Source organism: Actinoplanes sp. NBRC 103695 (assembly GCF_030269485.1).
Classification (GTDB): domain Bacteria; phylum Actinomycetota; class Actinomycetes; order Mycobacteriales; family Micromonosporaceae; genus Actinoplanes.
This window is the reverse complement of sequence record NZ_BSTL01000008.1, coordinates 31,066-42,978: the sequence shown is the minus strand read 5'-3', so window position 1 is coordinate 42,978 and position 11,913 is coordinate 31,066. Positions and strand designations below refer to the sequence as shown.

At 69.7% G+C, this 11,913-nt stretch carries 11 protein-coding genes; 9 read left to right on the top strand and 2 right to left on the bottom strand.

Annotation, left to right across the window (positions count from 1 at the left end):
- Nucleotides 1-351 precede the first annotated feature (351 nt).
- The 9 genes from QSK31_RS15380 to QSK31_RS15340 all read left to right on the top strand — a co-directional run bounded on the left by QSK31_RS15380 (nt 352) and on the right by QSK31_RS15340 (nt 10,194).
- Entirely contained in the window at nt 352-1,194 is an 843-nt protein-coding gene (locus QSK31_RS15380; RefSeq protein WP_502872970.1) for an NAD-dependent protein deacetylase, read from the top strand.
- 10 nt (nt 1,195-1,204) lie between these two features.
- Nucleotides 1,205-1,603 (top strand): hypothetical protein, encoded by a 399-nt coding sequence (locus QSK31_RS15375; RefSeq protein ID WP_285684549.1) that lies wholly within the window; start codon nt 1,205-1,207, stop codon nt 1,601-1,603.
- Nucleotides 1,604-1,802: 199 nt separating this feature from the next.
- The gene (locus tag QSK31_RS15370; RefSeq protein WP_285684547.1) at nt 1,803-2,819 is read left to right on the top strand and encodes a LacI family DNA-binding transcriptional regulator; all 1,017 of its coding nucleotides are present in this window, start codon (nt 1,803-1,805) and stop codon (nt 2,817-2,819) included.
- 63 nt (nt 2,820-2,882) lie between these two features.
- The gene (locus tag QSK31_RS15365; RefSeq protein ID WP_285684545.1) at nt 2,883-4,574 is read left to right on the top strand and encodes an ABC transporter substrate-binding protein; all 1,692 of its coding nucleotides are present in this window, start codon (nt 2,883-2,885) and stop codon (nt 4,572-4,574) included.
- 67 nt (nt 4,575-4,641) lie between these two features.
- Nucleotides 4,642-5,700, top strand: coding sequence for an ABC transporter ATP-binding protein (locus QSK31_RS15360; protein WP_285684543.1), 1,059 nt, complete (start codon nt 4,642-4,644; stop codon nt 5,698-5,700).
- Nucleotides 5,697-6,677 (top strand): ABC transporter permease, encoded by a 981-nt coding sequence (locus QSK31_RS15355; RefSeq protein WP_285684541.1) that lies wholly within the window; start codon nt 5,697-5,699, stop codon nt 6,675-6,677. The genes QSK31_RS15360 and QSK31_RS15355 overlap by 4 nt, the downstream gene beginning before the upstream one ends.
- A gap of 3 nt (nt 6,678-6,680) precedes the next feature.
- Complete coding sequence (locus QSK31_RS15350; protein WP_285684539.1) at nt 6,681-7,772, top strand: ABC transporter permease; 1,092 nt, start codon at nt 6,681-6,683, stop codon at nt 7,770-7,772.
- On the top strand, nt 7,769-8,797 hold the full coding sequence (locus tag QSK31_RS15345; RefSeq protein WP_285684537.1) for an ABC transporter ATP-binding protein: 1,029 nt from the start codon (nt 7,769-7,771) through the stop codon (nt 8,795-8,797). Before QSK31_RS15350 ends, QSK31_RS15345 begins: the two co-directional genes overlap by 4 nt.
- Nucleotides 8,794-10,194, top strand: coding sequence for a GH1 family beta-glucosidase (locus QSK31_RS15340; RefSeq protein WP_285684534.1), 1,401 nt, complete (start codon nt 8,794-8,796; stop codon nt 10,192-10,194). The genes QSK31_RS15345 and QSK31_RS15340 overlap by 4 nt, the downstream gene beginning before the upstream one ends.
- 233 nt (nt 10,195-10,427) lie before the next feature.
- On the opposite strand, the gene QSK31_RS15335 is transcribed toward QSK31_RS15340, so the two are convergent.
- Nucleotides 10,428-10,655 carry a hypothetical protein gene (locus QSK31_RS15335; RefSeq protein WP_285684533.1) on the bottom strand — a complete coding sequence of 76 codons (228 nt, stop codon included), beginning with the start codon at nt 10,653-10,655 and terminating at the stop codon, nt 10,428-10,430.
- Nucleotides 10,656-10,694: 39 nt separating this feature from the next.
- A complete protein-coding gene (locus QSK31_RS15330; RefSeq protein ID WP_285684531.1) occupies nt 10,695-11,912 on the bottom strand; it encodes an ROK family transcriptional regulator in 1,218 nt (405 codons plus the stop codon).
- Nucleotide 11,913: the final 1 nt, after the last annotated feature.

The window sequence follows — 11,913 nt, the reverse complement described above, 5'->3', positions numbered from 1 at the left end:
GGCCGCAACGGACGGCGACGACCCCGGGCGATGCGTACGTGTAAGCAGAGCAAAGCAGGACCGAGCCGACCGGCCACAAACCCGGGCGATGCGTATGTGTAAGCAGAGCAAAGCGCCGGTGTTGCAGGACAACCCGGCGCTGCTCAGGGAGCCTGACCACGACGGCGGCCGGGCGTGGGCCACGGGACTTCGGTGTGCGCGTATACCGAAAAGTGGCGGACCCCCACGAAGCGCAAGCCGGCAACGAAGCCGGACCGGGCACGCAGCGCTGCTGGAGCGGCACTCGGCGACCGCGGGGCGAGCCGGTCGCCGCAGGGACGGGCGGCGAGGCACCATTGGCGGGTGAGTGATGTGGCGGAGCGGGTGGCTGAGCTGGCGCGATGGGTTGCCGAGGGTGACGTTGTCGTGCTCAGCGGGGCGGGGCTGTCGACCGAGTCGGGGATTCCGGACTATCGCGGGCCGAGTGGGGTCGCCCGGCGGGCCACGCCGATGACCTATCAGGTGTTCACGCGGGATCCGGTGGCGCGGCGGCGGTACTGGGCGCGCAGCCATCTCGGGTGGCGGACCATCGGGGACGCGCGGCCCAACGACGGGCATCGGGCCGTGGCGCGGCTGCAGGAGCTGGGGCTGCTGCGCGGGATCATCACGCAGAACGTGGACGGGCTGCATCAGGCGGCCGGCGCCGGTGACGTGGTCGAGCTGCACGGGAACCTTGCCATGGTGACCTGCTTGGACTGCCGGGAGGCGAGCACCCGCGGTGCTCTGGAGGAACGGCTGCGGGCGGCCAATCCGACGTTCGACAAGACACCGACCGTGATCAATCCGGACGGGGATGTCGAGCTGGACGACGCGGAGCTGGACGGCTTCGTGGTGGTGGACTGTGCGGGGTGCGGCGGGATGCTGAAGCCGGACGTCGTGTACTTCGGGGAGACGGTGCCGCCGGAGCGGGTGTCGCGGAGCTTCGAGCTGGTGTGCGGTGGGCGGACGCTGCTGGTGCTGGGGTCCTCGCTGACCGTGATGTCGGGGCGGCGGTTCGTGTTGCGGGCGGCCAAGCTCGGCATCCGGGTGGCGATCGTCAACCAGGGTGTGACGCGCGGGGAGCCGTACGCGGGACTCAGTGTGGACGCGCCGCTGGGGCGGGTGCTGCCCGAGGTGGCGCGCCTCGCGGGAAGTGGCTACGCGCACGCGGGTTAGGTTCTGCCCCATGACGTTCTCCAAGAAGGGCCTCGCCGGGGCCGCCGGGCTGGCCGTCGCGACCGTGGTGGCGTGGTGGGCCTGGCTCGGTCACGACCGGACCTACCAGACCGACGCCAAGGGTGTGCAGAGCGGGCCGTACACCACGGCGCAGGTCGCGTTCTGCGTGATCACGCTGGTGGTGCTGGTGGCGGTGGCGGTCCGTTTTCTGGAGGTGCATCCGCTGCTCGCCGCCGGCACGATGTCCCTCTCCTTCACCGCGGCCTGGACGGTCGACGCCGCCGCTCAGGACGGCTCGGGGCTGTTCGTCATCGGCGGGGTGCTGGTGCTGCTCGGCTGCGCGGTGGGCTCGTCGCTGGTCGCTTTCCTCGCCGATCTGGCCCGTGGCGAACGGGCTTTCACGCGCTGAAAAGGTCGATCACGTTCGATCTCGTTCGAAGACCACGATCGATGCACGCGCGTTACAGTCTCGCAACTTAAATAAAGGGATCCTCACATTGACGTGACCCGGCTCACTGCTGTTAACTGCCCGGAACCGCTCCCGAAACCGGTTCCGAAACCGGTACGCAACGAGCGGGATACATCACGCCGGAACATGCGGAGGACCAGTGCCGATCACCATCGCCGATGTGGCGGCCCGGGCGAAGGTCAGCAAGACGACCGTGTCGCGGGTCCTCAACGGCAAGGGTGAGCTGGACGAGTCGACCGCCGCCCGGGTCCGCGCGGTGATCGACGAGCTGGGTTACGTGCCCAGTTCGCGGGCGGTCGGACTGGCCCGCGGACGCACCCGGGTCGTCGGCATGCTGGTTCCCTCGCTCACCTGGCCGTGGATCGGCGAGGTGCTGCAGGGCGCGGTCGACGTGCTGGAGACCGAGCGGTACGGGCTGCTGCTGTTCACCTGCAACCGGGGTGAGGAGTCGATGCGGCAGTTCGGCGCGCAGGTCTCCGCCAAGTCGTTCGACGGGCTGCTGGTGATCGAGCCCGAGGGCACTCTGGACTACATCGCGCAGCTGCACTCGCGCGGCCTGCCCGTGGTGCTGATCGACGACCGTGACGTGCAGACGGCACTGATTCCCAGCGTCGGCACCACCAACCACACGGGCGCCGGGGCCGCCGCCCGCCACCTGCTGTCCATCGGCCGCAACAGGCCGCTGGTGATAGCCGGCCCGTCCCACTTCGGCTGCACCCAGCAGCGCCTGGACGGCTTCGCCGCGGCGTACGCGGAAGCCGGCCACCCGATCCCGGAGGAGCGCCTGCTCCCCGGCGACTTCACCATCGCGTGCGGGTTCGAGGGCGTGCAGCACGCCTTCGACTCCGGCATCGACTTCGACGCGGTGTTCGCCCACAACGACCTCTCGGCCACCGGCGCGATGCAGGCGGTGCTCGACTCCGGTCGCCGCATCCCGCAGGACGTGGCGGTGGTGGGCTTCGACGACATCCCCCTGGCGGCGCACACCCAGCCGCCGCTCACCACCGTGCACCAACCGTTGCGCGAGATGGGTGAGGCCGCGGCTCGCACGCTGCTCGCCCACTTCGAGGGCACACCCCTGCCCAATCGACCGACCATCATCCCGGCGACGTTCATGGCCCGTGGTTCCACGGCCCCCTCGTCGACCACCGAATAAAACCTGCCCTCTTCGGGCCACCCCTGATAATCCCACCCGTTCCACCGTTGAGGAGTTTTTCGAATGCAGCGAAGGAAGTTGTTCTCGGCGGCCCTGGCGGGCGTGCTCGCCACGGGCGCCCTGGCAGCCTGTGGCGACTCGCCCAACGAGAGCCCGAACAGCGACAGCAACAAGGGCGCCGCCACCACGGTGCTGACCGTCGGCATGCCGAACGGCCCGCAGACCGAGAACCACAACCCGTTCCTGTCCACGTCCGCCGCGTCGTCGCTGGGCTACAAGTGGGTCATCTACGAGCCCCTGATGATGTGGAACCCGGTGAAGCCGGCCGACCCGTCGAAGCCGTGGCTGGCCACGGCCGCCGAGTGGGCGCCGGACAGCAAGAGCGTCAAGATCACCGTGCGGGACAACGCGACCTGGTCGGACGGGCAGAAGGTCACCGCCAACGACGTCGTCTTCACGCACAACCTGATCAAGAAGACGAAGGCTCTCAACACCAACAACACCCCGTACGGCGACATCTCCGCGCAGGGCAACGTCGTGACGATCACCTTCACGGCGTCGATGTTCGTGTACAAGGAGAAGTTCCTCGGCCAGACCCCGATCGTTCCGGAGCACCTCTGGAAGGACATCAAGGACCCGTCCACCGACACGGTCAAGAACCCGGTCGGCTCCGGCCCGTACACCCTGAAGTCCTTCACCCCGCAGACCACCACGCTGGTCGCCCGGGACAACGGTTACTGGGGCACCGCGCCGGCCGTCAAGGAGCTGCGCTACAGCTCGCCGACCGGTAACGACGCGCAGACCACGGCGCTGGCCGACGGTTCGATCGAGTGGTCGTTCGTGTTCATCCCGAACTACAAGACGGTCTACATCGGCAAGGACCCCGACCACTACAAGGTCTGGGCGCCGCCGGTGCTGGGCATCCACGGCCTCTACATCAACACCACCAAGGCCCCGTTCGACAACGTCGCGCTGCGCAAGGCCATGAGCATGGTCATCAACCGCGAGGACATCTTCAACCAGGCCGAGGCCGGCTACTTCCACCCGCTGGTGACCAGCGTGACCGGTCTGCCGTCGCCGGCCGGCGACCCGTTCGTCGCCGACGCCTACAAGGGTCAGAACCACAAGGTCGACGTCGAGGGCGCGAAGACGCTGCTGACCGGCGCCGGCTTCAAGCTGAACGGCACCACGCTGAACGACCCGAGCGGCAAGCCGGTGAAGCTGACCCTGACCGACCCGGCCGGCTGGTCCGACTACCAGACCTCGCTGGAGATCGTGAAGGACAACCTGGCGCAGATCGGCATCGCCGCGACCGTCGAGAAGGCCAACCAGGACGCGTGGTTCAAGAACGTCGAAGAGGGCAAGTTCGACGCGACGTTCCGCTGGACCAACGGTGGCTCCACGCCGTTCGACATCTACCAGACCATCATGGACGGCACGCTGCTCAAGCCGATCGGCCAGGCCTCTCCGGCCGGTAACTTCGGCCGCTTCGACAACGCCGAGGCGACCGCCGCCCTGAAGGCCTACAAGGAGGCGGCCGACGACGCCGCCCGCAAGACCGCGCTGGACACCCTCCAGAAGGTCTTCGTCGAGCAGGTCCCGATGGTCCCGGTCGGCGCCGACAACATCGGCATGGCCTACAGCACGAAGAACTGGGTCGGCTGGCCCGACGACTCCAACCCGTACGGCGCCGGACAGCCCACCCAGGCCAACGCGCTGGACGTGATCCTGCACCTCAAGCCCGCCAACAGCTGATCCCGCGGCCGCTCCCGCGCGCCTGCCCGGCGCGCGGGAGCGGCACCCCCTCCAGAAGGATTCGGCAATGACGTCTCTGCAAGACGCCGAGGCGCCGGCCGGCGAGGTGGTGCTTGAGGCCGAGGGCCTGACCAAGCACTTCCCCGTTCGCCGGGGCCTGCGTGACCTGTTCGACCGGCGTTCCCGCGCCGCTGTGCACGCCGTCGACGACGTGCATCTGATTCTGCGCCGCGGCAAGGTGACCGCCCTGGTGGGCGAGTCCGGCTCCGGCAAATCCACGGTGGCGAGGCTGCTCGCCCAGCTCTACCCGCGCACCGACGGCGACATCCGGCTGCACGGCGAGTCGACCCGGGTCAAGGGCGGCCGCAACTTCCGCCGGTACGCCGCCCGGGTCCAGATGATCTTCCAGGACCCGTTCGCGTCGCTGAACCCGGTGCACACCATCCGGTATCACCTCACGCGCGCGCTGAAGATCCACCACAACGGGGGCTCCAACGCCGCCGAGCTCGAGGACGCGCTGCACAACCTGATGAGCCGGGTCAGCATGACCCCGCCGGAGCGGTACCTGGACAAGTTCCCGCACGAGCTGTCCGGCGGCCAGCGCCAGCGCGTCGCGATCGCCCGCGCGCTGGGCGCCGACCCGGAGGCCCTGCTCGCCGACGAGCCGGTGTCCATGCTGGACGTCTCCATCCGGCTCGGCGTGCTCAACCTGCTGCGGGACCTCAAGGAGCGCCTCAACCTGGCGATCCTCTACATCACCCACGACATCGCGTCGGCCCGGTACTTCGCCGACGAGACGATGGTCATGTACGCGGGCCGGATGGTCGAGGGCGGCGACAGCGAGACGGTGACCCAGTCGCCGGCTCACCCGTACACCAGGCTTCTGATCGACTCCGCACCCGACCCGGACCGCCTGCACGGAGAGCTCGAACCGGACACCCGCGATCGTGGCAACGGCGAACCGCCGAGCCTGATCAACCCGCCGAGCGGTTGCCGTTTCCACCCGCGCTGCCCGATGGCCGGACCGCGGTGCGAGACCGAACTGCCGGTCCGTCTGGAGATCGGCGACAAGCCGGGACACTGGGCGGCCTGCTGGCTCTACGACGCGCAGGGGGTCGGCAAGTGAAGTACATCCTCCAGCGCATCGCCTTCTACGTGTTCACCGCGTGGGCCGCGATGACGCTCAACTTCTTCATCCCCCGGATGATCCCCGGCGACCCGATCAGCGCCCTGCTGGCCCGGTTCCAGGGCCAGATGAACACCGATGCGATCGAGTCTCTCTACGTCCTGTTCGGCATCGACAAGGACGCCAGCCTCTGGAGCGAGTACGTCGACTACTGGAAGCAGCTGTTCAACGGCGACCTGGGTCTGTCGTTCAGCGCGTTCCCGACGCCGGTCTCCGAGGTGATCAGCGAGGCGCTGCCGTGGACGGTGGCGCTGGTCGGCATCACCACGGTGATCAGCTTCCTGCTCGGCACCGGGCTCGGCGTGGTCGCCGGGTGGCGCCGCGGCACCTGGGTCGACGGCGTGCTGCCGGTCACCACGTTCCTCTCCTCGGTCCCGTACTTCTGGCTCGGCCTGCTGGCGATCTACGTGCTGGCCGGTCCGGACAGCTTCTTCCCGTCGTCCGGCGGGTACGACGCGGGCCTGGTCCCCTACCCCGACTGGGCCTTCATCTCCAGCGCGCTGCAGCACGGCATCCTGCCCGCCCTCACCATTCTGATCTCCTCGGTGAGCGGCTGGATCCTGGGCATGCGCAACATGATGGTCACCGTCGCCGCCGAGGACTACATCACCGTGGCGCACGCGAAGGGCCTGCCCGAGCGCCGGGTGGCGGTCGCCTACGCGGCCCGCAACGCGTTGCTGCCCAACGTGTCCGGCTTCGCGCTGGCGCTGGGCTTCATCGTCAGCGGCACGTTCGTCCTGGAGATCGTCTTCTCCTACCCCGGACTCGGCTTCCTGCTGTTCCGCGCGGTGGGCGCCAAGGACTACCCGCTGATGCAGGGCATCTTCCTGATCATCACGATCACGGTGCTGGTGGCGAACCTGCTGGCCGACATCGTCTACCTGTTGCTCGACCCGCGTACGCGGAAGGAGGGCTGAGCGATGACCATTCCCACCTCGAGCATCGACCAGGTGATCCCGGGCGAGGGCGCGATGGCGCAGCCGGAGGCCGCCACCCCGACCAAGGCCAAGCGCCAGCGGTTCCGGTTCCTGGCCAACGCCAAGGCCACCACCGGCCTGGTCATCATGGGCATCTACCTGCTCTTCGCGGTCATCGGGCCGTGGGTCGCCCCGTACGACCCGAACGCGCGCAGCAACGACCTGGTCGCGCCGCCCTCCGGCGCGCACTGGCTGGGCACCACCCACCTGGGCCAGGACGTGCTGAGCCAGTTGCTGGTCGGCACCCGCGGCGTCATGGTGGTCGGCCTGGCCGCCGGCATCGCCGCGACGATCGTGTCGGTGGTGGTCGGCGTCAGCGCCGGCTATCTCGGCGGCGGCTGGGACGACACGCTGTCCGCGCTGTCCAACGTCTTCCTGGTGATCCCGGCACTGCCGCTGATCATCATCGTGGCGTCCACCTTCGAGAACGCCGGTTCGTCGATCGTGGCGGTCACGATCGGCCTGACGGCGTGGGCGTGGGGCGCGCGAGTACTCCGGGCCCAGACGTTGTCGCTGCGCAAACGCGACTACGTGGAGGCCGCCCGGGCGTCCGGCGAGAGCACCTGGCGGGTGATCTTCTTCGAGATCCTGCCTAACCTCTCGGCGATCATCGCGTCCGGTTTCGTCGGCACCGTGATCTTCGCGGTGAGCACGGAGATCACGCTGGCCTTCATCGGCATCGGCGGCATCTCCAACTGGAACTGGGGCGAGATCCTGTTCTGGGCGCAGAGCCAGCAGGCGCTGTCCCAGGGCGCGTGGTGGTGGTTCGTGCCGGCCGGTCTTGCCATCGCGTTCCTCGGCACCGCGCTGTCCCTGATCAACTTCGGCATCGACGAGTTCGTCAGCCCCCGGCTGCGCAGCGCGGGCAAGACCAAGATCAAGACCGCCTCCGGCCACACGGTACGCATGCGCGTCGGCTTCACGCCGGTCCTGGCGAACACGGCCGCCCCGCGCACGCACGCGGTCCCGCTGCCGATCAACCTGAACGGGGCGACTCCGGTCCTGCGTTCGTCCGGGAAGGAGGGCGCACAGTGAATGAGCCCGTGCTCGAGATCCGCAACCTCAACGTCGACTACGGCCTGGGCGATCAGGCGGTGCACGCCGTCCGCGACGTCAACCTGACGCTGCACCGGGGCGAGGTGCTCGGCCTGGCCGGCGAGAGCGGCTCCGGCAAGTCGACGCTGGCGTACGGCCTGACCCGGCTGCTCGCTCCCCCGGGGGTGATCACCGGCGGCGAGGTCATCTACCACCCGGAGAAGGCCGACCCGTACGACGTCCTGGCGCTGTCCGACAACAACCTGCGCAAGTTCCGCTGGGCGGAGACCGCGATCGTGTTCCAGGGTGCGATGAACTCCCTGAACCCGGTGCACAAGATCTCCACCCAGCTGAACGACGTGCTCCAGGCGCATGAGCCGAAGATGTCCGCGCACAGCCGCAACGCCCGCTGCCGGGAGATGCTCAAGCTGGTCGGCATCTCGGCGGACCGGATGGACGCGTACCCGCACCAGCTCTCCGGCGGCATGCGGCAGCGCGTGATGATCGGCATGGCGCTGATCCTGCAGCCGCAGGTGGTCATCATGGACGAGCCGACGACCGCGCTGGACGTGGTGATGCAGCGGCAGATCCTGGGCCAGCTGATCGAGCTGCGCGAGCGGCTGGGCTTCTCGGTCATCTTCATCACCCACGACCTGTCGCTGCTGGTCGAGTTCTCCAACCGGATCGCCATCATGTACGGCGGCCGGATCGTCGAGGAGGCGCCGGCCGCGGCTCTGTACCGGGACTCGCTGCACCCGTACAGCGCCGGGCTGCTCGGTTCCTTCCCGGCTCTGCGCGGCCCGCGCCGCGAGCTGTCCGGCATCCCCGGTTCCCCACCGGACCTGAAGGGGATGCCGAGCGGCTGCTCGTTCCACCCCCGTTGCCCCAAGGCGTTCGACCCCTGCTCGGAGCACATCCCGGTGCTCGGCCGGCCCGACACCACGGACGGCAGCACGCGCACCGTCGCATGCCACCTGCACCCCGCTCAGGTGCCCGCCGGCGTCTCTTCTCCAGGAGAACGATGAACCTCCCCACCGCACCATCCCCCACCCTGCTCCTGCCCGGCGACGCGTTCCCGCCCACCTTCGAGTGGGGCGTCGCCACCAGCTCGTACCAGATCGAGGGCGCCGCGAAGGAGGGCGGCCGCACACCGTCCATCTGGGACACCTTCTGCCGCGTTCCGGGCGCCGTGCACAACGGCGACCACGGTGACGTCGCCTGCGACCACTACCACCGGATGCCGCAGGACGTGGCGCTGATCAAGAGTCTGGGCGTGGACTCGTACCGGTTCTCGGTGGCCTGGCCGCGGGTGCAGCCGCACGGCCGCGGCCCGGTCAACCCGGAGGGCCTGGCGTTCTACGACCGGCTGGTGGACGAGCTGCTCACCAACGGCATCAAGCCGTGGGTGACGCTCTACCACTGGGATCTGCCGCAGGAACTGGAGGACGCCGGCGGCTGGCCGAACCGGGACACCGCCTACCGCTTCGCCGACTACGCGATGATGGTGTTCGACAAACTGCAGGACCGGGTGGAGACCATCACCACGCTGAACGAGCCGTGGTGCTCGGCGTGGCTGGGCTACCACGTGGGGGTGCACGCGCCGGGCCGCAAGGACTTCCGGGCGTCCATCGACGCGGTGCACCACCTGCTGCTCGGGCACGGCCTGGCGACGCAGCGGATGCGGGCGGCGGAGACCACCCCGCACCGGTACGGCATCACGCTCAACATGGGCACCGCCGACCCGGCCGAGGACACCGACGCGGACCGGGACGCCGCGCGCCGCGCCGACGGGATGGGCCTGCGGCTCTACCTCGACCCGCTGCGCAAGGGCTACTACCCCCCGGACATGGTGGACGAGCTGTCCCAGCAGGGTATCGCTCTGCCCATCCAGGACGGCGACATGGAGATCATCGCCGAGCCGTTCGAGGTGCTCGGCGTGAACTTCTACTTCGGCCAGGACTTCAGCGGGGTCGACGAGCAGGGCCGGACGCACGGCGACGACGGGCAGCCGGTGGTGCGGCAGGTGTTCCCGGGCACCGCGCGGACCGCGATGGACTGGCCGATCACGCCCGAGCGGCTGACCCAGCTGCTGGTCCGGCTGCACCGGGACTACCCCGGCCTGCCGCTGGTCATCACCGAGAACGGCGCGGCCTTCGACGACACGGCCGACGAGCAGGGGTACGTGGCGGACGACGACCGCACCACCTACTTCGCCGAGCACCTGGCCGCCGTGGCCGAGGCCCGCAACCAGGGCGCGGACATCCGCGGCTACTTCGCCTGGTCGCTGATGGACAACTTCGAGTGGGCGTACGGCTACGACAAGCGGTTCGGCATCGTGCACGTCGACTACGACACGCAGAAGCGCACGCCCAAGCAGAGCGCCGTCTGGTACCGGGACACGATCGCCCAGTACCGGGACTGACGTGCGGCCGGCAGGCGGAGCTCCGGCACCAGGGGAGCTCCGCACCGCTCGGCGGGCTGCCACACCTCGTACCGTCCGACCTGCCGGTGGCTCTGCCACCGGCAGGTCGAGCGGGACAGGACCCCGTTGCGGGCATCGCCCGAGCGGAACACGAAGGCCGCCCCGGGGCCGGCCTGCACGGCGACCCGGTACGGCAGGTAGCGGTCCTGCCCCGGGCGGAGGCTGTCGCCAGGTCACTCCAAGAGGACCGCACAGATCAGGTCCTCACGGCGGAGGAAGACCAGCCGGTCGCAGTCGAAGTGCCCGCTGGAGATGTGGCTGACGCCGGTGCGGCGCAGCTCTGCGATCAGGTGCCACGCCGGCCGTTCCAGCGCGAGCAGGGTGAACCGGATCACGGCCGCCGCGGCCGGCAACAGCGTCAGCAGCAGGTCCGGTCTCGCGGCAGAGGATCTCCATGGCATGCCGTGAAGACGGCCGCCGGCACCCCTGCCGTTACATCGTCACGATCTGACGCGGCTGATCTGGCGGCGGTGCGCGGCTCGTGACACCACCGTGTGCGAGTCGGTCACCGCCATGCCGCCGTCAGCGAGCAGCCGGGCCACCGGCAGGGTGGCGGCGCCCATCGCGACCGCGTCCGGGCCGAGCTGGCAGACGTCGATGCGGGTCGTCGAGTACGGGTACCGCAGCGCGTGTTCCGCGGCGGCCGCCCGGATCTCCGGCAGGAACCGCTCACCGAGAGCCGCGCCGATCGGGCCGCCCAGCACGATGCGTTCCGGGCTGAACAGGTTGACCAGGTTCGCCACCCCGGCGCCCAGAAAGCCGACCGTCTCCGCGACGATCCCGGCCGCCGCCGCCGGCATCTCACCGACCAGCGTCCGGGCCAGCAGCCGCGGGTCGAACTCCACGTCCAGGGCCTCGGCGAGGCGGGCGCCGACCGCGTCCGACCCGATGTACGCCTCCAGGCATCCCCGGGCGCCGCAACGGCAGGGCTGTCCGTTGTACACCAGGGTGGTGTGTCCCCACTCCCCCGCGACCGAATCGGGACCGTGCCCACCGCGTCCGTCGCGCACCACCGCCGCGCCGACCCCGCGGCCGATCATCACGATCACCGCGTGCCGCGCCCCGCGGCCCGCGCCGAACCACATCTCCGCCTGCCCGACCGTCTTCGAACCGTTCTCCACGAACACCGGCAGGCCGGTCGCCGCGCCGATCAGATCGCCCAGCGGCACCGCGTCCCAGCCGGTCGTCTGCGAGTGCACCAGGCCCGCGCGGTCCACCACGCCGATCACCCCGATGCCGAAGCCGATCAGCTCGCCCGGGTCGACCCCGGCCTGCGCGGTCGTGTCGGTCAGCCCCTTGATCAGCAGCGCGGCGGCCTGCTGGTGGTCGCCCGGGTCGCTCAGCGGGTAGACGGCCGAGCCGAGCCGGGACATCGCCAGGTCGTACAGCTCGACCGCGACCCGGGTCTCGCCCAGGTCGGCGCCCACCACGTACCCGTAGCCGGGCGCGACCCGCAGCAGCGCCCGCGGCCGGCCGCCGTCCGAGCCGACCAGCCCGGCCTCCTCGACCAGGCCCTCCTCGATCATCTCGCCGATCAGGTTGCTGACGCTGGCCTGGCTGAGCGCGGTGGTGTCACCGAGTTGCTGGCGGCTCTGCCGGCCGCCGTGGAACAGGTCGGTGAGCAGGCTGGCACGATTCGCGCGCCTGACGTCACGCACC